Genomic DNA, 22,874 nt, shown 5'->3' with positions numbered 1-22,874 from the left:
CCAGAGCAAGTTCAATCGAAGTCGGTGACGATTCCGCCGAGTGAATCAAAAACAGTGTCGTTAGGCTACATGACGCCAAAAGTTAAGAATACGCAAGAGTTTCCGGTTCATGTGACTGTTGGTGAACAGACCGCTGAACAGTCGGCACGTGTCCGTGGCACAGAGAGATGACGTGACGGCGAGTGCCGCCCATGCTTGTACTTATTGACGATTGCTCGCAGCGTGCACCGTTCACTCTGTTATGCCCCTCTATTAGACGGTCAGCTACTACCGCTTCAACTGACAGGCTGAATGGCCACCATTTCTATATGTACTTCGTCTCGTTCACTCTACCCACGATGGATGATTGGGAGAGTACAGAGGAGGTGTCCATCCGCTGTACCGAATGCGGTGCTGTCTATCCCGCGTTTCGACTTCCAGATGGGACACTGACACGGGCCAGCAACAGGCCATCTTGCCGATGCGGAAGCAACTTATTTGTCGAACTAACGAAGGAGGACTGAACAGTATAGTAGTAGCGATGGTGTTCAGATAAGGTTGAAGGAGTGAGGCGTGGTGTTTTCAAAGTAATTCGTGCCCGAAAAAGCACGCATCAGTTCGGGGGATGTTTTCGAAGTCACAGCTGACGTGCAGAATGTTTGGGCCACGGAAGCGACGCAAGAGGTGAGTTTCGAGGTACAACATGAGGGAACCACGGTCAACACGGACTCTCGCTCGGTAACACTCAACGGCGGAGAGATGACGACTGTCATGTTCACGTCGGAACTCCCGTCAGGCAGTCCGACTGGCGACTTTCTTGTCTTCGTTGAAACAGACGATGAGGAAGCGGGGGAGAAGTGACTGTGGCCGCACGTGATGACTGAGGACATCACCAATTCAACTCGAGAGTGGAGTCGTGTTCGGGAAAGGATAGCCCACCGATTCGTCACAAGAACCGTGCATCAACAGGTATCGGATGCATGAATGCCTCGGACAGTGTGATCACATACAGGTCGGATCGTATGGTACGTAGGATCACCCGACGAGCTCTCGACTTCCCAGAGGATGGCTGACGTGACTGCCCCAGTCGTGTTCACAGCAAGCACTTCGAACGCCCCGTAATACAGTTCGAGGTCGATATCGTGGAGCAGTGCTACATCGTGAACGCCTGTGATTTTTGAGTCGCCGAGGTAGACATCACCGAACCGATACCGCCAGTACACCCGTGCGAGTTCTCCATCCCAGTCAAGTACGTTCGCTTCGAGCGAGAACAGGTCGTCGCCAATCGTCATGGGTGCGACGGGGGAGTGGGGCCCAACTTGCGGTGCTCGATTCCCGTCATCGCGAACGGTTACGTTCCATGTCACTCGGTTCTCCACGGGGATATCAGGCGTGTCACGGGTATTCTTTTGTGCCGGAAGCAAGGCTCCTTCCACAGTATACGTGCCCGGTTCCTCGAACGTGTGATGGAAATAATCACGGTTGGCTGGGAACATTGATCGTTCGACCGGGTCTGGATCAAAGAAACTGTCCGTGATGAGTGTGCCGTCAACCCACCATTCAGACCTGAGTGAGCGTGTCTGATCATACATTGAATCATCGAGTTCAAAGTGAACCGTCGTTCCGGGCGTAACGGTCGGGTTGTACATCTCTGGGAAGACGCGCCTGAACGGAGGGCCAGTAATCTCGGTTCTGGGGATCGGCTTACCGTTCCGTTTGAAAATTGCGGGTCCGAGTGTCAAGATGGTCTCGAGTTCGCCTGTGTACCGGTATGTATCCGTGTCGGGGGTTATCCCGACCGCGTCGAGGGCAGTCGTGCCATCACTGACAGCCTCGGTATCAGTGGTTGGGACGATTGTGCCCGTTGTTGTGACGGTGTAGGGAGCCCACTCGAATGTCTTTTCTTTCTTCGTGACGGTGAGCGTGTTGTCAAACGACTCTGGTCGGTCGTCGATTGAAGACTGGCCATCGACTGCGAGAATCGTGTCTGGGGTTGTTGACTGTGCATCGACCGAGATGGATGCGTCACCGTCCACCAGTACACGCTCCAAGGTGCCTGTATATGTGAGACTCACTGAGTCACCCGGACTGAGTACCCCAAGAACTGTCGAGTCAGTCGTAAGCGTTTGGGAGCCGAGTGGCGGACGAATTGACCCGGTCACCGATGCCGTATAAGCTGCTTGTCCAAATTCATCCTCTCTCAATTCGATGACGAGTGTCGACGACGATTCTTGGGTGACTGCTGACGCGATCTGTCTGATTACTCCAAGTGAGAAGGCGGCGCTCGTTGTACTGAGGAATGTTCGCCGAGAGAAATGGTTGGAACGCACATATCTCACTGGAGTGTCTGGCTGGGTGATGTCAATTGTGTGCCGTTGACCCATATGAGGCACACATTGATCACTGACTAAAATGGTACCACGTGCCAGCCTGTGACTACTTCTCTCTCGTCTTCATTTCTATTTCCAGTACCAACTAGATTGTACTAGCGTTCGATCCACGTCGATGTTTCCAAACAGCCGGGATTACTTCCGCTACAAATTTGAGAATCCAGGTACGTATACCGCCCCGGGCGCTCTCACCCATAGCTCCGAGAATATGACTACTGGGAGAGAACGTCCTCCGTCGCGATGATGGAACCGGCCAATTTTAACTGGGATTAGGCGCTAAGTCCCCTTCCTCAAGGAGCAACGCAGGGAGCGAAGCGACCGAGTAGCGCAGTAGGGAGGGGATACAGCGTCGAACGGTTCTCAAACACGTTTGGCGCTTGGCCCACAGGTCCACCGCTACCTTTATATCTATCTATAGTATATATATATCAGTGATGGATAGATTTGAAATCGAAGGTGAAGAAGTCCTCGACGGGACTGCAAAACCGTCGGGAAATAGTGCCCACGTCATCGTTCCCAAACGCTGGCGCGGAGCCGACGTGAAAGTCGTCCGCGTCTCCGAACTTAGTTCAGACGAGTAGAATATGTACTACAACTACAAGTATCGACTCGACCCACCGGAAGCCCTCACCGAGACGCTTCTGTACCACGTCGATACTTGTAGACAACTCTACAACCACGTTCTCTCCCTGCTCAACGAGTCCGACGACATTCCCGCTCGCTACGAGGTGCAGGGGCAACTCCCCGACCTCAAAACGTGGTGGGACGACCTCGGAGACGTTCACTCGAAAGTCCTCCAGATGGTCATCAAGCGCGTCTATGACAACCTCTCTACGCTAAAAGCGCAGAAGGAGAACGGGCATGCCGTGGGAATGCTCAAGTGGAAACCGCCTCGGGAGTATCGGTCGCTCACCTACAACCAGTCCGGCTTCAAACTCAAGAATACGAGTGGTCGGCCTGTCCTGTGGTTGAGCAAAATCGGAGAGATTCCAATTCACCTCCATCGAGATATTCCTGAAAGCGCGACCATCAAACAGGTCGCGGTCAAGCAAGAACCTTCGGGTGAGTGGTACGCTACGTTCGGCATCGACATGGACAAAGAAACGCCCGAGAAACCGGGGAACCCCGAGAAGGTCGTCGGCATCGACGTGGGGATTCTCAAGTACGCCCACGACACCGACGGGTACGCCATCGAGAGTCCTGACTTCAGCGAGGAACGTGAGCGACTCGAACGCGCACAACGTGACCTCTCACGGAAGGAACACGGCTCTGGGAATTGGGAGAAACAGCGCCGAGTCGTGGCCGAACGTCACGTCGAGTTGAAGCGGAAGCGTCGGGATTTCTTTCACAAGTTGTCGAACCACTACGTCCGCGAGTACGACCTCGTGGCCGTGGAGGACTTGGACGCGAAGGGCTTGGTCGAACTGCCGGGCAACTCTCGTAACCGGGCGGGAGCGGCGTGGGGAACGTTCCTGCGGATGCTCGAATACAAGTGCGAGCGGGAAGGGACGTATCTCGTCGCGGTTGACCCGAGAGGGACGACCAAAGAGTGCGCGTCCTGCGGCGTTTCGACGGAGAAGCCGCTATGGGTGCGCGAACACTCCTGTCCTGCCTGCGGTTTTGAGGCGGACAGGGACGCGAACGCGGCGTGGAACATCCTTTCTCGCGGTCTTGAAGAAGTAGGAGTGGTTCACTCCGAATCAGCGCCTGTGGAGACTGCGCTCCCTGTGGATACGCCTGTATCTGCAAAGCACGTCGTGGAAACAGGAAGCCCCACCCTCAAGGAGCGAACGGCGTCAGCCGTGAGCGAGTAGGGTGGGGTAGTTCACAAATCGGATGACGACCACCGATAATGTTCCGTACCAGTACCGAGCTATTAGAGAAGTTCATGAAACGGTAACGCGTGAGAATCCTGTCTCCTTTGTCTTCGCCGAAGATGTGCATAGCCGCACTCTCACCCTCGAATTCCTGTCCTGTACTTAGTGGATATCACGCCGCCTTTCGTGACTGTGGACTCCCGAGATGGCCGCAGTGAGATGAGCCAGTGCGGACTGAGTAGCTGACTCGTTCGAGTCCGTCTCACTCGCGTCGGACTCGTGTGTCTCTGGTGGACCGATATCAGGCGGTCCGCCGTCTTCTGGGTCGGGGAACGAAATATCGTCACCGGGAACCTGTTCGATCGTAACTATCCTTCCAGACTCAGTAATCTGGACATCTGGACAGTCCGGATCCTCCGGTAGCTGGATCTGTGATTGGAGATACTCGCGGATATCACGATAGATGTCTATACGCTCATCGTCAGTACTCGTTTCGAGAGCAGTAAAGAATTCAGTCACCTTCTCCGCAGGAACAGTCGCTGTCACGGTCGTTTCACCGTGATCATGAAGTTCGACATCAATACGTCCGATGTGGTGATGGAAGCGTTCGTAGAAGGATGCACAACCATCGTCATCGCGTTGTTTGCGGGCTGCTGGCACAGCGATAATTGCTGAGACGAGTGTTTCCATGGCAAACGCGAGGACGAGCTCAAGTTCGTACTCGGTGAGCGTTCCCAATGGCCAGTTCTCGTACTGGGCTGCGATCACGTCTGGATGACAAATGAAATACCGGATGCGGTCATAGACGCCGTCTTCTGCTAACTCCATGTCACAGTGGATTGGATACTGTTTCTCAGGATGTCGGGAGAGTGGTCGTCGAGTCGAGGACTGATTTGTAATATTAGTAGTCGAAGTATTATTGATTTTTGAATTATTCACTGTTGTGTTTGGAGTTACATTCGGAGACAGATTCATGGACGTTGATTCTCTAATTGTCTCCGGCAGTCGGAACTCTGTCTGAATACTCTTCGGATCGTAGATTGGACTGGGGTAGAGACCGTCCTCGACGAACCCCTCGTTGATGGCCTCGATCCAGTCCTGTTGGACTTCGTGAATAGTCTCAATGAGACCCGGTAGTGTTTCGGTACACCCGCTCTCCCACTCGGTTTCTGTCCGCATACAGCCTGCAAAGGGAACGGTAAGGACACTGAGTTTGCTCAGGAGGACGCGGCGAGACTGCAGTCGTGAGTGCACGTGTATCGATGTTGATTTGGTAGACAGCAGATTCGGTACTCCTGTGGCAGTCTGTGTTCGTCTCTCACTGATGCCCTCGACCGGATGGTGGACTGATTCGAGAGGCGAGGGAATCGGAGAGGAACGATGATTGTGTGACATATGTGGTAGTTCACCAATCACCATCTTAGTTCTCCGGACACGTCTCTTTGCGAACCACTTACTCTTGGTTCGTGCCGACATCCGTTGCTGAGGTGGAGACGAGCAATGAGCGACTCGCGAGCTGTTGGTAGTCGACCTCGGACCACCGCCTCAACGCTTCAACTTACCTTCGGGAATCCCACTCTTCAGAGGTGGGAGAAGATCAACGTCTCAACTCCTCCACGAGCTCGCCAACCTTCTGGGTTAACATACTTGTCCTGTGGGTACTGAGTACTACAAACTCAATGGTTGAGATCCCCCATTCCCTTCGCTCTCTGTTCAGCGCTCCAATCGAAGAACAAGATGGGACGTACATTATTGAAGTTCCTTCGAGTGAAGTTAATCATGAAGCGTTGTCAGCTAACGAAACGTATCGCGTAGCGATTCTTGAGTCTCCTGTCTCGACAGAGTCATCGATGCAAGAAGAGTCACAGCAATCCCACTCTCGGGAGACCGTGAGCCGCGCCCCGTTGGAACCCCCTGTCGATGAAGGCGAGGTGCGTGATGTAACAATTGAGACTGTCGGCGATCAGGGCGACGGTATTGCAAAAGTCGAACGTGGCTACGTCGTGATTGTCCCCGGTGCCCAACCTGGTGACGAGCCGACCGTCGAAATCGAGCAGGTTCAGGAGAACGTTGCGTTTGCGAGTATCGTCGATAGCGATCCGCGAGCACTCTAATTGTTATCCTCCGTAGGTCGGCCTTCTTCTCGGTAAACAGTGGTGCTGAGAAGACTCCGTTCCAGTTAGTCTGACGGAGAGATCCTCGTTCACCAAGTAGCCGAAAAAGTGAGTGGGGGATCTGCGGCCGTTCCAACAGGGAGACCGACAACAGCTCCTTAGCGATGTTTATCGCCCCAAAAGCGGTGAAGGGGCTGATCAGTTGTTCCCTTCGGAGTTATCGATGGCACCGAGAGACATCTATACGACGGCGTTCGACGAAGACGTCCAGACGACTGCAACTGACTGTCCGGACTGCGGCGGTAGCATTCGACAGACCGGCCGCGAAACGATCTGCGAGGACTGCGGACGCATCCTCGAGAACAATCACTTGGATCGAGGACCTGACTGGGGCCGAAGCGACGACGGAGAAACCCAGAAACGGACCGGCGCACCACTGACACCGACACGCCACGATCGAGGCCTCTCCACCGAGATTGGCTACAAGCAAGACGGAAACGGAAACACCCTCTCGAGCACGAAGCGACGACGACTGAACCGACTGCGTCGCGAACAGTCTCGCGCACAATGGCAATCGAAAGCAGATCGGAACCTCGCCTATGGACTCAGTGAAGTACGGCGGGTCGTCGCGAGTCTCGGTCTGGCAGACAGTATCCGTGACCAAGCATGTGCACTCTTCCGCCGTGCACAGTCCGAACACCTCTGTCGGGGGCGCTCGCTCGAGGCGGTGGCCGCAGCCAGCGTCTACGCAATCGCTCGCTGTAACGGACTCGGACGATCCCGGACGGAAGTTGCATCCAGTGCCCGCTGTGACCAGGAGAGACTCACCACTGCCTACGACGCGATGAACGTCGAACTCGAGTTACCGGCACAACCGACTTCGGCAGCAGATCGCATTCCACGCCTCGCAACGGACCTCGAGGTCCCAGATCAGGTTCGTCGACGAGCACTTGCGCTTGCACAGAAAGCGAGGGAAACTGGAATTACGATCAGCTGCCGGCCAAGTGGCGTCGCAGCGGGCTGTCTCTATCTTGCTGCTGAACGCGCCGAGTTCTGTCTATCTCAGCGTCAGATCGCCGACATCGCAGGGACATCACCGAATACGCTTCGAAACCGTCGAGACGAGTTACTCGAGCTCGACACCATAGTCTAGAGGGAAAACCAGAAGAGGTGATTACGAAGATCCCACGTAAGCGTCGACTCGAGCGTGTTTTTCTCCCCCTGAGGGGTGAGGGGCGTTCCAACGTTGAGCGCCCGTCATCGAGAGCAATGACTACGAACGACTGTTCGCCGGTGTCCTTCGATGACTCGGACACCAGACGTGACGAGATGCACAGTACGATGGAAGCGTGGGTCGACGACCTCGTCGACGAGGTTGACGACGCAGTCTCGAGTGAGCAGTTCCAGGAGTGGCTCGACGTCCAGAGTCACTTCCACGATTACTCCTACCGAAATACGCTGCTAATCACTCGTCAGTGTCCGAACGCAACTCGCGTCGCCGGCTATCGAACGTGGCAAGACGAATTCGACCGTCATGTGAACGAAGGCGGGAGTGCAATCTGGATCTGGGCGCCAATCATCGCAAAGCAGTGCCCCGAGTGTGAGAACTCGCCGTCGTACCACGATCAAAGCGACTGCGACTACGACGAGGCATCACCCGACGAGTGGTCAAAAGGGCTCGTGGGCTTCCGGCCAGCGCCCATCTTCGATATTTCGCAGACGGAAGGAGAACCACTCCCCGAACTCGAGACTGAAGCGAGTGGAGATGCCAGCGAACTACTGCCAGCGCTCCTCGAGGCAGCCTCAGCACTTGACGTGGATGTAGACGTCGTCTCTCAACCAGAGTGGCCTCACGGCGATGCTGAGGGTGTCTGTCAGTATCTGTCTCCTACAGAACGACCACTAATCGAGGTCCGAAATCGTGAGAACGACGCTGCTCTCGCTGTGACGCTCGTCCACGAATACGCCCACGTACGCTTGCATGGTGACGTCGACGACGAGACTGAACGCTCGAAACGCGAACTCGAGGCTGAAGCGGTCGGCTACATTGTTGGGCGGTACTTCGGGCTCGATACGAGCGGGTCAGCGTTCTATCTGGCTGCATGGGAGGGCGACGAACCGGAGGCAATCTTCGATCGACTCGAACGGATCAGTTCGACAGCTGCAGAGATCATCGATATCGTCGACGAGGTGATGATAGATGAGTGAACGGAATCTCCTCCTCGAGATCGTCGCTGCGCTCGAAGAACAGGGACTCGCTCGTGACGAGTATCAATTGCAACGGGCGGTCGATATCGAAGCGCTTGAGCAACTCGTCGACTCAGCAGGTGCTGACCTCGAGGTCAGATTTTCGGTTGGTGAGTTTCGTCTCTGCGTGACGCAGTCCGATGTGGAGGTCCTTCCGAGTCCGTAGTAGGCGATCCAGATAGAGAATCTTCCGCTCGTTTGTCCCATCTAAATTTCAGACCATATTGAGACAAACAAGTTAGTAGGTGAGTATGCGAATTGAACGGCGGCACTCCTGTCAATTACCGGTGGTATTGACAGAGCTATGCTGAATGCATAGCGCATAGTCAGCAAACCAACTGTTCAGCTGGGGACGGTGAGCGTTCAATAGTGGGGAAGCATTCACGGTGGATCGAGAACAGAGATGCCAGAATCTGTCGCAACAATAATCGATTCGCCCACTGCAAAATCTCGGATCTGTTCATCAAAGCTCTGCATCCAAATCTCTTCTCCATTTGCGCTAATTTGGTGAAGAGAGTATTCAGTACGAGCCTGTTCAACAAGGACAAATACCATCTGATCGCTTCCGCTTTCAGGAACTACGTCCAGCGTTTTCACCCGAGCCTCACTCTCAAGTGGAGTGCTCCATAGTTTGGAACCATCTTCTGCCGAGATAGCAGAAATTTGCCCTCGCTCTCCAATATAAAGTCTATTTTTATTGAATATAATTGATGTTCCATACTCTCCTGGTTTGATGTCTTTCTGTACCCATCGTTTCTTCCCGGTCTTGCGATCGAATGCATAAATAGGGAATTGAGACTCCGCTCCTAGATTAGCGGCGAGTACGTGATCAGAAGAGATGCCTACAAGGTGTGGATGGATTGAGTCTACAGTCCATAGTTTTTCTCCTTCAGAGACTGCAACAAGCGCTTCATCCCAGTTCACTTCACTATATACTACACCGTTAGCGACAGTCGGGTTCATAAACGAGTCCTCCGCATTTCCATAACTCCATTTCACACTTCCGTCGTTCGCGTCGACTGCAGCCAGCGTATCTCGATTCACGTAGGCGGTCTCAAGCGGAGAATTTGATTCTGAGTCGAATTCCACTGCTCCTCCATACGTACTCGTCCACAGTTGTTCTCCAGTATCTGCGTTGAGCGCTCTAAGATGGGGATCTGAAGATCCTTCTTGATGAGATGAGCCTGGGACGTTGATGTATGCTGTATCAGCAACCGCGTCTGCGAACCAACCGCTAATATTCTCCCATCGAATGGTTCCATCAAAGTCAAGCGCAGTGATACTGCCTGGTGTTTTCGGCTGGTCGTCATCTTGCGAGACGTAGATGCCGTTCTCCGTCAATGTGTACGAGAGCGCGGGAGAGCCATCCGAAGAGCCATATGACCACTGACGGTCGCCAGTCTCCCCGTCAAGCGCAAAAATACCACCATTGACATTCGCATTATCGCTATCCTCACTTACTGCCTCATTTCCATAGACTTGTCCGTGAGAAACGGTGAGGTGATTCGCAACGAGGTTATGCTGCCACTCGCCGTCACTGTTACCGTCGTTATTACCGGTTGAGCTCGTTCCGAGGCAGCCAGCAACGCCAGCAGTGATCGTGCTAATTGTGATAAGAAGGGCACGTCGATTCATATCTGCCGATCTTACAGCAGTTAGCAAATACTTTCTGTCTAACTATACCTTTGAGCTAACCGATAAATATGATCGGGGCGCAGACCTTCCTAACGACTCGTTCGTGAGCAACCGCGCTGATGAATATATCCTCTCTATGCAGCAATGGGCAATCTGCCAGAAGGGTGGTTATTCGGTTATTTGTGGTGGACTCGACGGAGTGCGTCAGCGATCGCGGTTCCGGAGATCCGGATGTACTTCTGGGCAGTCGCAAGGTCACTCCATCCCATCAGTACTTATAGCGGTACCGGAGCTACTCCCTTGTACGCATGATGGCTGGCTGCGGTTGCTCGCAGACAGTGTGGATAAATTCGTCCAGTGAGATTCGCTTGGTTCGCGGCTTCTTCGACCCGTCGGTTGACCGTTGACCGCGACCGTGGGAAGCCACTGTAGCGGTTTGCGAATCGCTCGATACAGAGTTCGATTCGTAGTGAGAGATCGAAGGGAATTGACCGAGCTGACGCGACGGTCTTTGGGTGCCAGCGTGAAGCGATAGCGTCGGCTTTAGTCAGTTGGTCATTGTGAGCGACTTCCTGACGGGCCTGTCGCCGGCAGTAGCCACAGTCACACGGCTCGTGCTGTGGGATGCGGATGAGTTTGCGGTTCCAGTCCAGCCAGGACGTATGGAAATGGGCTATCTCCCCAGCGCGGAGCCCAAGCCGACCGCCGAGCAGACAAATGAACCGCGCCTCGAAGACACGCGGTGCTGGCAGATCCCTACACGCCTCTAACAGCAGTTCGAACTCTCTGTCGTTGAGTACATCTTCATGGGAATGGCGGGTGGTCAGTGCCTGTCGGTGTCGGTCGGCCCATTCGTTCTTGACGTTCCTTGGTGAACCATCCTTTGCAGGAGTGGGGTGACCGGGAATGAGTATTCCCCAGATCAACGACAACTAACAGCCTCTCTGCTGCATAGAGGGCGCGAATGCAGCGCAGGGGCAGGAATTCGCTGCCTTTCTGGAGCAGGGTGATCGTAAGCGATCCGAGCACGTCATCACCTTGTTTCCTGGATAGGTGTGGCTGTTGAGAGAGTGTGAGACTGGGCTAGTGACTGTGCCCTCTATGAGTACGGTGGGTTCTCAGCGTTGTCGGTCCGATAGCGAGTAACACCCCCCTCCAGCGTGTGCCTGCATCGACTGACTCCCTAGATGCGGCCAAGTTGTGCAACGCGAGTGGCGGCAACATAATCGCCTGATCTTGCTCCGATACTAGTCCATCTGAGAACCTCGTCAACGACCTTCAATTTTAAGGTGAATGCTAACTTATAGCACGACAGGCATGTACGATCCAGTGGCTGATTCCGAATTGACGGAGCGGAAACCCATCGCCCCGCGGCTGGAGCAGATCGAGGGCGTACGTATCGGGCTGTTCGACAACGGGAAGCCGGCGGCGGAGCCGTTGTTAGACGTCGTCGAGGAGCGCCTCGAGGAAGCGTACCCGACCGTGACGATCGACCGCTACGCCGTCGACCACCTCAATCGCATCAAGAACGAGGAGGAGATGGCGAACATCCAGGCGTGGGCCGACGAGGAACTCGACGCCTGCATCGGCGCCATCGGCGACTGCGGTTCCTGTACCAAGTACCTCGTCTACGGTATCGAGTCGGTCGAACGTAGCGGGACACCCGGCGTCGGCATCGTTGACGAGGGCTTTACGCTCGATTGGGACACGAACGCTCGCGATTTCGGCCGCGATATACGCTACTACACCTTGTCGGCGGCCGCCGAGGTGCTCGACCGCGACCGCTTCCGCGAGCAGCTCACTGCCGACGTCCTCGATGAACTGCTCGAGGAGTTGACGCGGCCGCCGAGGGCAGAAGAGCAGGCCGCTGACGACGCTGAGTCCGACCGGACGGTCGTTACCGGCGGGGATCGATAGCCCGATGAGCCGTCAGGAAGCCGACATCGAGGGCGTAACGAACTCATTCTATCGTGAGGGAAAGACCGACGGGCTGCCGGTGGTGCCGCCGAGCGAGGAGCGCGTCGAGCAGATGCTCGAGGGAACTGACCTGCCACGGGACGACGTGATCGGCCGGCTCGGGACCCGCGAGGGCGCTCTCACGGTCGAGAAGCTGGCGGTCAACGGCGTGATGGCCGGCTGTCTGCCGATCCACATGCCTCTGCTGGTCGCCGGCGCGCGGGCGCTGGCGGACCCCCAGTCCAACGCCATTCAGGCGTCGGTTAGCACCGGCTCGTGGGCCTACCTCTGTATCGTCAACGGCCCGATCCGGGAGGCGCTGGACGTCAACTCCGACACCGGCGCGTTCGGTCCCGGGTTCCGAACCAACCGGACCGTCGGTCGGGCGCTCGGGCTGGCCTACAAGAACACCGCCCAGATCAACCCCGGCGAAAAGGAGATGGCGACGTTGGGCAATCCGTTCAAGTTCAGCCTGTTTGCAGGCGAGAACGAGGAGCGAAGCCCCTGGGAGCCGATGCACGCTGAGCGGGGCTACGACCGCGACGAGAGCACGATCACCTTCGCCGCGCCCAACAGCTTCCTCCAGTACCAGTTCAAGGCGGGGGCCCGAAGCGATCAGGAAATGGTCGAGAGCCTGATTCAACACACGCCGCCGAACATGCTCGGTCTCAAGACCGAGACCGCAAACGAGCGGTACGAGGGCGCGCAACTCGAGGTGTTCTATGCGCTCTGTCCGTACAACGCCCAGGAACTCGAGGGGTACACGAAGGCTGAAATCAAGGCGTACATCGCCGAAAACGCCAGACGGAGGGCCGACGAGCTGTTCTCCGTCGACCTCGGGAGCGCCGACGCCGACGACGGACTGCAGCCGCTCTGGGGGCGGCAGTTCCAGGATCCGGATCGGATCAACCTGTTCGTGACCGGCGGTAGCGGCCGGTTCAACGCCGTAATGGGACCGACACTCGGTGGCCCGACGACGAAGCGCGTCGAACTGCCCGACGACTGGGAGGCGCTTCTCGAGCGGTACGGCGACGAACTCGATCGCGAGTGGGGACAGGCGAGCAGCGAGTAGCCCACATGGAGTACGATTATGACCTCCTCGTGATCGGCTCGGGGCCCGCAGGGCTGGCCGCCGGCATCGCCGCCGGCCGCCGCGGGCTAGAGACGGTTATCTTCGAGCGGGAGTCCGTCGGCGGTGAACTCGTCAACCGCCACACTATCGAGAACCTCCCTGGCCACCCCGAATCCACGGGTCCCGAACTCCGCTCGACACTGGTCGACCACCTCCGTGAGGCCGGCGGACAGATCCAACTGGCGGCCGTCGACGATATCCGTCAGGTGGACGACGAGGCGGCCAGTGGCGACGGCGCTCCCGAGCGAGCCGAGGACGGCGACGCCGTCGGCTTCGAGGTCGACACGACTGAAGGTTCCTACAGCACCCGGACCGTCGTCGTCGCTACCGGCAGTCGGCCGATCCGGCTAGACGTCCCCGGCGCAGAAGCGTACCGCGGTCGCGGTATCTTCAACTGTGCGATGTGCGACGGACCGCTGTACGCCGATGAAATTATCGCCGTCTCCGGCGGCGACGAATGGGCGCTGACCGACGCACTCTATTTGACCGAGCACGCCGAACGCGTCGTGGTCATCGAGGAGGGGCCGCGACTGTCCGCCGGCGAGACGCTTCGCGAAAAGGGCGCAGACCACCCGGACGTCGAGGTACGGACCGCCACCGAGATCCGGGGTGTCAGTGGTGAAGACGTCCTCGAGCGGCTCAAGCTGTTTGACCGCATCGAAGGCACCGAGTACGACGAGGCTGTCGGCGGATTGTACGTCCAGCACGGTGTCGAGCCGGAGGCGTCGTTCCTCCCAGAGTGGATTCCGCGGACCAGCTGCGGCGCCGTCGCCGTCGATCAGTCGCTGGAGACGGCGGTTCCCGGGCTGTTCGCCGCCGGCGACGTCCGACAGTCCTCACCGCGGACGGTTGCCACTGCTCTCGGCGACGGCGTCACCGCCTGCCAGTCGGCGACGTGGTATCTGGAGGAGTGAACGCGGCGACGAAGCGGATAACACTGAGACGGCGTCACTACTCAGCGTCGCATTTGTGGATTGATACCAATCCGTAAGAGAAGTCAGTCGATCACGCCGAGAATGTCCTCAATGTGGCCATACTCAGGGCCAGTAGTCTCCTAGTTGACGACGTAACCGGAGGAGTTGGCGACCAGCCCGGAGCCAGCCAGCGAGTCACCGTAGTTGACGGTGCCGATGTCAGCGTAGACGCCGAAAAAGCTCCTCGAAAAGTCCAGTTCCATGTCGGTAATCTCCAGCGACAGAGGACACCGTAGCTGGTGACACCGGTCGCAGTTCCAACGGCATGGACTCCGACAGATCCAGGGCCACATCGACTGCAGCGTGTCCTGGGGAGGACTGTCATACCGGGGCTGGAGCATCGAGGCGATTCTAGTCACAGATTGCGACCCGGTGCCCGCAGCGACTCCGGTAACTGATCGCGCCGAACGGGACGACGGCACCGCACGCCGGAACTGGATGAATGAATGAGACGAATCACGGTGGATCCCTGTAGCGCGGCCGGCATGCTATTCCGTTTCCGGACAACGGTAGTGGTATCTCGAACACAGACACAGTGACGTGCTGTATAGATCCTCTGTATTCAGCAGACTATTCTTGACAGATATCGGAGATTCTAATTGCTGTTCTGTTAACTACTCGACCTGTACTTACCGCTGGTTCACGATCTCCTGTCCGACGCTCCCCCAATTCTCGGACGATGATTCCACCAAACTTAGTTTCGAAGGTGGCGTTACGTGCGTATGCGGAGTGAACACCCTAGTCACTCTAAGATGAGGCGGAAATAACCAGACAGCAATGCTCTATGTAGAGGCGGGACTGATCACTCTGATCTCGTGCTGACCCTGTTGAATTCGACCCAGATGCCGATCAGGATGGCGACGAAGAGTGCGACCAAGACGCCCATCAGGACGGTTTCTAACTGGCCGCTGGTCGATGGAATTACGAATCCGCCGAACCAGCCTACAAGTAAGCTTCCGAACCCGACAGCTGCGATCAGAAGTATCAGCAGACGATCGGTGAACTCAGTCATATGAGGGCGTTTGATTCTGACACGAATAAGCGGGCAGCCTGAACTAGCCACGAGAGCACGTTTGAGCACTCCGAAAACACCGAGAGAGTGATCATTATGGATGGGCACCGATCATCGCAAAGCAGTGCCCCGAGTGTGAGAACTCACCGTCGTACCACGACCAAAGTGACTGTGAATACGACGAGACAGCACCCGACGAGTGGTCGAAAGGACTCGTGGGCTTCTGACCAGCGCCAGTATTCGATATTTCTCAAACTGAGGGAGAGCCACTCCCCGAACTCGAGACTGAAGCGAGTGGAGATGCCAGCGAACTACTGCCAGCGCTCCTCGAGGCAGCCTCAGCACTTGACGTGGATGTAGACGTCGTCTCTCAACCAGAGTGGCCTCATGGCGATGCTGAGGGTGTCTGTCAGTATCGATCACCTGTAGAGCGACCACTAATCGAGGTTCGAAACCGAGAGAACGACGCTGCTCTCGCTGTGACGCTCGTCCACGAATACGCCCACGCACGCTTGCATGGTGATCGTCGACGACGAGACTGAACGCTCGAAACGCGAACTCGAGATCGAAGCGGTCGGCTACATTGTTGGGCGGTACTTCGGGCTCGATACGAGCGGGTCAGCGTTCTATCTGGCTGCATGGGAAGGCGACGACGAGGTTCGCAAGCTGTACGATCAGTACCAGACGGCCGAGAGCGACGCCGAACGTCACGAAATTGCCCTCGAGATGGGGAAGCTTGACGGACGCCGCCACGCGGAGATTTACGCAGCGCTCGAAGATGAGTGAGGGGCCTTCTTCCAGGCAGCCGTCTGTGAAGTTGTTCAGGATTGGCGACTAGCTGGTTTTCGATCTAGGGTCGTAGCCAGCTGGGTTCAGTCAGCTGTAAGATCCCAAACATCGAGTTCGCCAGCGAGATACTGTTTCCCCTAACGAGTGATGTCAAACTCGCCGCGTAGTGTTTTTCACTCCCGGAGGGGCGAGGGGGTTTTCGAATTACCCCGGAACAACGTATGCCTTCTCTGCAACTGTACCAGCAACACTGGCGTATCGATCAAGTACCAGCCGAACCGGACGTATCAGCATCATTGGGGAATACCCCCTTTCCAGCACCTATTTATGAATCGGAGAGGATATCTATCCATGGGCAGAAAAAGTATCCAAAGAGGCGCCTCACTCGAGCTGGAAGTTCCTGTCCCTTCTACGGACCTCTTCAGTCACGCCTGTACTGGGGAGATTCTTACATTGCTTGTCGACAATCCCCATACAGCGTTCGGGATTCGGGATTTGAGCCGAGCAACGGATAATCCGCATCGAAGCATTTCAGCAGCCGTTGACGACCTCGAGGCGGTTGGCTTCGTCGAGATCGAGCATAGTGGACGGAAGAAGCTCGTTCAGATTAATCGTGCCCGACTTAGCAAGCCTGACGATCCGATTATCCAGATCCCGCAAACGGAGTTTCACGCCCCAGTTCGAGAACTTGTCTCGAGACTGACTAACAACGTTGACGATATCCATGGGATCGTCCTCTTCGGCAGTGTTGCTCAAGGGGATGCTGATCGCCGAAGCGATATCGATTGTTTCGTCCTCGTCGACGGTACGCAGGCGACAGCCCAGCAAACCGCCGACGAACTGACGTCGGAGTTGAACGAGGAAGCCTTCGATGGTGACCGCTACAAATTCCACGTCCTCGTCGAATCCGTTGAAAGTGCGCGCCGATACGGGAATCGACTGCGCGAAATCTTCGCCACCGGACTGACGCTTGAAGGATCCGACTCTCTCACCCAACTCAAAGAGGAGGTACTGACGAATGGACGATAGCTACGTCGACGAAGCACTCACCGACGCTGAGGTAGCCTTTCAGCGGACCCGTGCACAAACTGGTGAATCCGATCTGGATGTCTCTAACACCGCTCTCGTTCAGCTACGGAAGGCCTGTCGGCTCCTTGAAGCAGCACGAACACTCCGCGAGCAGAACGGATACTATACGGTAGTGATCGAGGCATCGTTTGTGGCCGCCGAGCGCAGTATTCAGTTCTATCTGCTGCATCGTGGACACGCATCTGGGGAGGACTTACGCTACGAACACACAGAGGTGTACCAGCAAGGTGCGAAGGTGAATTTGTTCAGCCAAGAGTTCGCTGACCGCCTTACCCAACTCTGGAAGCAAAACCGAGCCGAGGTGTACTATCGCGAGACGGTTGCCAGTGCCGAACAAGCCGATGCAATGCTGGCACTTGCCGAAGCAGTTCACCGGTATATTCTGAATGCCGCAACACTACGGCATGAATGCGTCTGCTCCAGTGAGCGATGTGAATGAGTCTGTCTCAAACAACCCATATATCCCTCCAGGACGACTACTCAGTGACCTTGATTCAGGTGCGCCGGAGATCCCCCGCAAACCCGGCGGGTTTGATCGGTGAGTGAGGAACGTCTACAAAACGATGAACGCAGAACTCGAGCTTCCAGCCAAGCCCGTGACTCCCAGTGAGTTTGTGCCACGACTTGCGGTAAGTACAGGGAGGTAACTATCGAGAGACGCGTCGACACTATGAATTCCGCTCCAGCCCGGCTGCACATATCTCTCTGAATGTATCGGGCCGTAGCCGGTCGGCTTCTGCGCGGTACGTTCCGATCATGTCGCTGGCCCACACGCGAACCGTCTCGTTCTCGCTCTCGATGAACGCGCAGACATTGGGTTCCCGATCCACGACCAGCACTGTTTCGTCGATGACGAACAGGTTGCATGGGACATCCCCGGCGTAACAGAACACGTCGACACCCGTGTTGAGGTACTCCCGCCACCGGCGAACGCGGTCCGGTTGCTCGGCGATGTAGGCCAGTTCGTCCTCCGTGACGACATGTTCAGTGGTCAACTTCCCGGTAGCGGCGCGGTCGCGCATAGCAATCTCGAATCCGAGTGGCGGAGCGATTCGTACGAGACAGGCGAACTCCGTGGCCTCGCGGAGCAGTTTGGCCATGTACGCGGCTGGTGCAGTTGCACTGTTCGAGTTGGGTACCCGGATGATCGCATCGCTGAAATGGTGGAGTCCGATCGATAACTCCTCCCTCGGGAGCCACTCTACAGCGTCTCCGAGGGCTCGCAGGGCCGTCATCGAGTCGGCAAGCGGCGCGAATTCGGACATAGCAAACTCACCAGCGGTCGTGGCCGTGTACTCTCCCTGTGTAGTTCGCTCAATCCAGTCACGCCTTTCCAACTCTGAGACGATTCGTTCGAGCGTCGATCGGGAGACTCCCGTTGCTTGTTCTAGGTCTCGCGACGTGTACGACCCTGACACGAGCGTATTGAGGATTATCACTCGATTCGCTGATCGCGCGAGATATGCGATGTCGGCGAGGCTGTCTTCCGAAGGTTTCTCACCCCGTTCAAGCATGTTTGGGAGTTCGTGTGCATAGGTATCAATGTTCATGCTATGGGCCGTGTCCTACGCTGTGAGCACACTCTCACAGGGTAAGGGGATGTCACTCGCTCCCGAGGTGTTAGTGGGGCTCTCGACAAACCGGCTCGATACGGGCCCCGAGAGAACTGACCGAACTGACGACCGACGAAAGATATCCATGACAACAACAGAGCCACTCGAGAGCACGACAGTCCAGACGTTTCGCGAGCAGTTACACGGGGAAGTACTCCAGCCCGACGATGAGGGATATGACGAAGCCCGCTCCGTGTGGAACGCGATGATCGACAAGGAACCGGCACTCATCGCCTGTTGTACAGGCGCCAGCGACGTGATCGCCGCCGTCAATTTCGCTCGCGACCTCGACCTGGAGTTGGCCGTCCACGGCGGCGGCCACAACGTCGCAGGAAAGGCGGTCTGTGATGGTGGGCTGATGATCGACCTCTCGCCGATGGACAGCGTTCGTGTCGATCCAGATGCACGGACCGCCCGAGTCGGTGGAGGGGCGACGTGGGCTGACTTCGACCACGAGGCGCAGGCGTTTGGTCTAGCGACGACCGGCGGTATCGTCTCCTCGACCGGTGTCGCCGGGGTGACGCTCGGCGGGGGACTGGGGTATCTCTCCCGGACGTACGGCCTCGCGCACGATAACCTCAGTTCGATGGACGTCGTGACGGCTGACGGCGAACTGGTACAGGCGAGTCCGGAGGCAAACGCGGACCTGTTCTGGGGGATGCGTGGTGGGCTGGGGAACTTCGGCATCACCACGTCGTTCGAGTTCGACCTCCACGAGGTCGGCCCCGAGGTGCTCGCCGGACGAATTATCCACCCGTATGAGGCAGCTCCGGCTTTCCTTCGCCGGTACCGTGATTTCATGCACAACGCGCCCGACGATATGCAGGCATATGCGGCGTTCATCCAGGGGAACCCGGCGATGGGCATGCCCGAACAACTCCACGGGGAGACCTTGGTCGGGGCAGTCGTGTTGTACTCCGGGGACATTGACGAGGGACGTGAAGTTATCCAGCCGTTGCGCGACTTCGGCGAGCCCGTCGCTGACATGGTCGGACCGACGCCCTACGTCCAGCATCAGCAGAGTTCCGACGAACTGTACCAGGAGGGCCACCGGAACTACTGGAAATCGCACTTCTTTGACGAACTCACCGACGAGGCGATCGATACCATCGTCAAGCACGTTGATCCGCTCCCAACGCCGTTCACCACCGTATTCTTCGAGTGGATGGGCGGGGCTATCGCTCGTCGCGACTCCGACGCGACCGCCTTCCCGCACAGGAACGCAACAGTGTCGTTCACGGTCGCCCCAAAGTGGACCGACCCCGCTGCCGATGAGGAGATGATCGAATGGGCTCGCGAGTTCTTCAATGCGACGGCACGGTTCGCGACCGACGACGTATACGTCAATTACCTCAGCTGGGACGAACAAGAACGTGCCAAGTCCGCCTACGGCGACCATTACGAACGACTGATCAAACTCAAGAGAAAGTACGATCCAGACAACCTGTTTCGGGTGAACCAAAATCTTGACCCAAGGGCTGACCGAGAAGGGTGAGACTCTCAGGACACCCCGGAACTGCGACGCTCAGAGCCGAACGAGGATTCAAAATTCGGAATCCGATCGTCTTCTGAGACGTACGCCTGACAACCGCGCTCTATTCCGCCGGATTGACCTAGTGATTTCTCTTCGCTTTTCCCCGGGTTGGCGTACTGAACCTATCCTCTGTAATCAGCACGCAGTTTCTGGCAGCTTCCGGAGAGGTGAATCACGGCTTCGGTAACGCCTTCTCCTGTACTTAGCATCAGCTCTCATTAATTCTGATAGCTAAGATAAGGTTCTCTAATCAGATCAGTTACTCCCTTGATGCTCCAATCTCAAGTTCGTCGACAGCCATAGCAGGCCGGCTATCGCGATCGATGAGACGAGCAGCAGCCAGTTGCCACGCATGTTCAGCTAGTTCAGGATCAGCCTGCACATACTGGACGCTGAACTCAGTCAGTGCGACAGCGATGAGGAAATCATCTCTGTATTCGGATTTAGGCATCGCCAGCATTGGCCGCATAATCACATATAGCACGACGGGCAGAATACTGCCAAAGAGTCACCGAGCAAGGTGGGCTCCGAACTATTTCTCTCAAGTACTAATCCCAATGCTATAAGTGAATAGATGCATACAATCAATATGGAAGCCGCGCTCCACGTAGCCGCGGGGGTATGCGTTGAAATGCCCCGGGTGTCACTAGCACCCGAGACGTGGCTTCCAGCCGCGAGGCTCGAAAGCCATGTTTCGCTTGCTTCTAACGGGATATAAACGTCCCGCACGAGAGTCGTATCGCACTCGAGTAGTCGTCAATCTCGACAGTCACCGTTCGAGGTGGCTATGAGCGAGAAGACACAGTCGGGAGAGGAAGAAGACCGGTCGCTACCGTCGTGTCCGTACTGTGGAAAGGCGGTGCTTCTGGTATACACACGCGGTCCGATGGAACACATCGCAGCGCCGTGTGGCTGTCGGGTCGCGTCACCTGACCTCTGAGGAACACCCAGTCATCGGTGTGGTTGGGATTACCGATACAACATATTTCGGATCGGCATGATCAACGCGATCTTGAACCCCATTCAGGAGTTAGTCTTCCGGCATCGTCACCCGCAGTTCGCCACTAACTTCGTAGAAGTAGCCGCGCTCGATCAACCGGGAGAGTGCATGGGTCGCGTCTTCGGGTTCGAGAGCCAATTCATCAGGACTGCAGAGAACCTCGAGCGCTTGCTCTCGAGAGATTGACTGCACGTCATCATGCGTAGCCGAATTGAGACTGTGCGTACAAAGGACATCGTAGGCGTCTAAGATCCACTCTGGAAGCGGTGGCCGTGGATCAGAGAGATTGTTCATCGCAACGTCGTACTCTACTCTTTGCTATTGACTTGCTTAAGAGTATGCCTCAGCGAGGGACAGGGCTGACGCCGTGAGGAACCACCCAGTCTCGAGGGACTCCTTCGAACAAACGGAGACTGCGATCTTACTCAAAGTTATCTCCTCACAACCAATTCACGGGCCAGAACGTTGTTTTTTCGCGCCTGACGGGTGAGGCGCGACGACATGTGCCTCGAGAGTACCATGAGTACAGATCGATCGATTCATCGCGAGCAGCAGGAGTACCACCACGATCGTGGCGACACCACCGACCGAGAGCAGCGGTATTCTGGTGATGTCGCTCGACTGAACGGGCACGAACTCATCGCTATCGATGAGTGGCTACCAGGGAGGGAACCGACTCCATACGAGATCGATCTCATCGACGGCTACGAGTACCGCACACGCTACTGGCGCTGCCGAAACTGTGGCCAAGAACGCAATCGTCGCGACGAGTTCAGAAACCAGTGCGAAACACCAGTACCATCAACACCACTCGAGGACGGTGGCTACTCGGTCGACGACCCACGGACTCGCCGTGCATTGAGTGAGGGCATGGACGTCCGCTTCGCCACTCTGGGCGCTCGCTATGAGGTTGTGAGTGTGAGTGGAAATACCTACGAGGTCGATATCGAGGGGGAGACGTGCACTTGTCCGGACTTCGAGTACCGCCAGCCAGACGATGGCTGCAAGCATCTTCGGCGTGTCGATCTCGAAATCCGTACCGGGCTGGTTCCCGCTCCGGATGGAACATTCAGTCACTGACAGTGGACGACCGAGTCGTTGCTCGAGACAGTTTGTCGCCCCAGAAGGGGTGAGGGGACTCGAACGGAGCCACCGCAGCAATCCATGAATATAGCTGATGGAGTAACAGCAGCACCAGACAGTGAACCGACTCGGTTTCTGAATCGAGGTATCGCCAGATGACCGACCGTAACGAGTGTCGACTGCCGACCTGTACAAGACTCCCCCGTAATCAAGCAGGATACACCGGACAGTTCTGTTCCGACAAGTGTGAGGTCCGATACGAGCACCTCCAGACGGACGCTCGAGACGCTGCTCAAGAGGACGCGTACTGATGCTCGAACAGATTGATCACCGTGGCAAGCGCTTCACGATCGATGACGCCATCGTCGACGAAATAGGTGACGAGCACTCTCGACGGGCAGGTACACTCGAGCAGCAGGCCCAGCGAGAGGCTCGCGAACTCGAGCGTGCGAGAGCAGTCGCTGGGCCAGCTGGTGCAAACCTGAGATGGTCGCCTTCCCTCTAAGTAGG

23 protein-coding genes are annotated in these 22,874 nt (G+C 56.5%); 15 read left to right on the top strand and 8 right to left on the bottom strand.

Going from position 1 to position 22,874, the window contains the following annotated elements; all coding sequences use genetic code 11:
- Positions 1–941: 941 nt before the first annotated feature.
- Entirely contained in the window at positions 942–2,015 is a 1,074-nt protein-coding gene (locus LDH66_RS21880) for a hypothetical protein (protein ID WP_226483203.1), read from the bottom strand.
- A gap of 788 nt (positions 2,016–2,803) precedes the next feature.
- On the opposite strand from LDH66_RS21880, the gene LDH66_RS21875 reads away from it, so the two are divergent.
- Entirely contained in the window at positions 2,804–2,950 is a 147-nt protein-coding gene (locus LDH66_RS21875) for a DUF2080 family transposase-associated protein (RefSeq protein WP_264182585.1), read from the top strand.
- Between the two features lie 3 nt (positions 2,951–2,953).
- Positions 2,954–4,183, top strand: coding sequence for an RNA-guided endonuclease InsQ/TnpB family protein (locus LDH66_RS21870; protein WP_226483201.1), 1,230 nt, complete (start codon positions 2,954–2,956; stop codon positions 4,181–4,183).
- A gap of 165 nt (positions 4,184–4,348) precedes the next feature.
- Here LDH66_RS21870 and LDH66_RS21865 read toward each other — a convergent pair whose 3' ends face one another.
- The gene (locus tag LDH66_RS21865) at positions 4,349–5,365 is read right to left on the bottom strand and encodes a hypothetical protein (RefSeq protein WP_226483200.1); all 1,017 of its coding nucleotides are present in this window, start codon (positions 5,363–5,365) and stop codon (positions 4,349–4,351) included.
- 500 nt (positions 5,366–5,865) lie between these two features.
- On the opposite strand from LDH66_RS21865, the gene LDH66_RS21860 reads away from it, so the two are divergent.
- From LDH66_RS21860 to LDH66_RS21845, 4 genes are all read left to right on the top strand, one after another.
- Positions 5,866–6,300, top strand: coding sequence for a TRAM domain-containing protein (locus tag LDH66_RS21860; RefSeq protein ID WP_226483199.1), 435 nt, complete (start codon positions 5,866–5,868; stop codon positions 6,298–6,300).
- Positions 6,301–6,523: 223 nt separating this feature from the next.
- Complete coding sequence (locus tag LDH66_RS21855) at positions 6,524–7,453, top strand: transcription initiation factor IIB (protein ID WP_226483198.1); 930 nt, start codon at positions 6,524–6,526, stop codon at positions 7,451–7,453.
- 116 nt (positions 7,454–7,569) lie between these two features.
- Complete coding sequence (locus tag LDH66_RS21850; RefSeq protein ID WP_226483276.1) at positions 7,570–8,508, top strand: DUF955 domain-containing protein; 939 nt, start codon at positions 7,570–7,572, stop codon at positions 8,506–8,508.
- Complete coding sequence (locus LDH66_RS21845) at positions 8,501–8,713, top strand: HalOD1 output domain-containing protein (protein WP_226483197.1); 213 nt, start codon at positions 8,501–8,503, stop codon at positions 8,711–8,713. Before LDH66_RS21850 ends, LDH66_RS21845 begins: the two co-directional genes overlap by 8 nt.
- 215 nt (positions 8,714–8,928) lie before the next feature.
- Here LDH66_RS21845 and LDH66_RS21840 read toward each other — a convergent pair whose 3' ends face one another.
- Both LDH66_RS21840 and LDH66_RS23340 read right to left on the bottom strand, forming a co-directional pair.
- A complete protein-coding gene (locus LDH66_RS21840) occupies positions 8,929–10,182 on the bottom strand; it encodes an outer membrane protein assembly factor BamB family protein (RefSeq protein WP_226483196.1) in 1,254 nt (417 codons plus the stop codon).
- A 275-nt stretch (positions 10,183–10,457) separates the two neighbouring features.
- A complete protein-coding gene (locus LDH66_RS23340; RefSeq protein WP_226483195.1) occupies positions 10,458–11,108 on the bottom strand; it encodes a tyrosine-type recombinase/integrase in 651 nt (216 codons plus the stop codon).
- A 403-nt stretch (positions 11,109–11,511) separates the two neighbouring features.
- Here LDH66_RS23340 and LDH66_RS21830 point away from each other — a divergent pair, with 403 nt between their 5' ends.
- From LDH66_RS21830 to LDH66_RS21820, 3 genes are read left to right on the top strand one after another with little or no spacing between them, the layout of a single operon-like run.
- Positions 11,512–12,099 carry a UGSC family (seleno)protein gene (locus LDH66_RS21830; RefSeq protein WP_226483194.1) on the top strand — a complete coding sequence of 196 codons (588 nt, stop codon included), beginning with the start codon at positions 11,512–11,514 and terminating at the stop codon, positions 12,097–12,099.
- Between the two features lie 4 nt (positions 12,100–12,103).
- Positions 12,104–13,210 carry a hypothetical protein gene (locus tag LDH66_RS21825; protein ID WP_226483193.1) on the top strand — a complete coding sequence of 369 codons (1,107 nt, stop codon included), beginning with the start codon at positions 12,104–12,106 and terminating at the stop codon, positions 13,208–13,210.
- 5 nt (positions 13,211–13,215) lie between these two features.
- Positions 13,216–14,184 (top strand): NAD(P)/FAD-dependent oxidoreductase, encoded by a 969-nt coding sequence (locus tag LDH66_RS21820; protein ID WP_226483192.1) that lies wholly within the window; start codon positions 13,216–13,218, stop codon positions 14,182–14,184.
- A 140-nt stretch (positions 14,185–14,324) separates the two neighbouring features.
- Here LDH66_RS21820 and LDH66_RS21815 read toward each other — a convergent pair whose 3' ends face one another.
- Both LDH66_RS21815 and LDH66_RS21810 read right to left on the bottom strand, forming a co-directional pair.
- Positions 14,325–14,447: a hypothetical protein gene (locus LDH66_RS21815; RefSeq protein ID WP_226483191.1), complete on the bottom strand. Its 123-nt coding sequence runs from the start codon at positions 14,445–14,447 to the stop codon at positions 14,325–14,327.
- A gap of 599 nt (positions 14,448–15,046) precedes the next feature.
- On the bottom strand, positions 15,047–15,256 hold the full coding sequence (locus LDH66_RS21810; RefSeq protein WP_226483190.1) for a hypothetical protein: 210 nt from the start codon (positions 15,254–15,256) through the stop codon (positions 15,047–15,049).
- A gap of 630 nt (positions 15,257–15,886) precedes the next feature.
- On the opposite strand from LDH66_RS21810, the gene LDH66_RS23405 reads away from it, so the two are divergent.
- From LDH66_RS23405 to LDH66_RS21795, 3 genes are all read left to right on the top strand, one after another.
- Complete coding sequence (locus LDH66_RS23405; RefSeq protein WP_484549492.1) at positions 15,887–16,042, top strand: hypothetical protein; 156 nt, start codon at positions 15,887–15,889, stop codon at positions 16,040–16,042.
- A 150-nt stretch (positions 16,043–16,192) separates the two neighbouring features.
- Positions 16,193–17,074, top strand: coding sequence for a nucleotidyltransferase domain-containing protein (locus LDH66_RS21800; protein WP_319004378.1), 882 nt, complete (start codon positions 16,193–16,195; stop codon positions 17,072–17,074).
- The gene (locus tag LDH66_RS21795) at positions 17,064–17,573 is read left to right on the top strand and encodes a DUF8154 family protein (RefSeq protein ID WP_226483188.1); all 510 of its coding nucleotides are present in this window, start codon (positions 17,064–17,066) and stop codon (positions 17,571–17,573) included. The genes LDH66_RS21800 and LDH66_RS21795 overlap by 11 nt, the downstream gene beginning before the upstream one ends.
- Before the next feature lie 229 nt (positions 17,574–17,802).
- On the opposite strand, the gene LDH66_RS21790 is transcribed toward LDH66_RS21795, so the two are convergent.
- Positions 17,803–18,648 (bottom strand): helix-turn-helix transcriptional regulator, encoded by an 846-nt coding sequence (locus LDH66_RS21790; protein WP_226483187.1) that lies wholly within the window; start codon positions 18,646–18,648, stop codon positions 17,803–17,805.
- Between the two features lie 184 nt (positions 18,649–18,832).
- Here LDH66_RS21790 and LDH66_RS21785 point away from each other — a divergent pair, with 184 nt between their 5' ends.
- Positions 18,833–20,242, top strand: a complete 1,410-nt coding sequence (locus LDH66_RS21785) for an FAD-binding oxidoreductase (RefSeq protein WP_226483275.1) — start codon at positions 18,833–18,835, stop codon at positions 20,240–20,242.
- 1,069 nt (positions 20,243–21,311) lie between these two features.
- Here the strand turns inward: LDH66_RS21785 and LDH66_RS21775 are convergent.
- On the bottom strand, positions 21,312–21,575 hold the full coding sequence (locus tag LDH66_RS21775; RefSeq protein ID WP_226483185.1) for a hypothetical protein: 264 nt from the start codon (positions 21,573–21,575) through the stop codon (positions 21,312–21,314).
- Positions 21,576–21,800: 225 nt separating this feature from the next.
- On the opposite strand from LDH66_RS21775, the gene LDH66_RS21770 reads away from it, so the two are divergent.
- Positions 21,801–22,361: an SWIM zinc finger family protein gene (locus LDH66_RS21770; RefSeq protein WP_226483184.1), complete on the top strand. Its 561-nt coding sequence runs from the start codon at positions 21,801–21,803 to the stop codon at positions 22,359–22,361.
- A gap of 313 nt (positions 22,362–22,674) precedes the next feature.
- Positions 22,675–22,869 (top strand): hypothetical protein, encoded by a 195-nt coding sequence (locus LDH66_RS21765; RefSeq protein WP_226483183.1) that lies wholly within the window; start codon positions 22,675–22,677, stop codon positions 22,867–22,869.
- Positions 22,870–22,874 lie beyond the last annotated feature (5 nt).

The organism is Natrinema amylolyticum, assembly GCF_020515625.1.
Lineage (GTDB): Archaea > Halobacteriota > Halobacteria > Halobacteriales > Natrialbaceae > Natrinema > Natrinema amylolyticum.
Note: the sequence above shows the minus strand (reverse complement) of the source record. Positions and strands in the feature narration are given on the sequence as shown.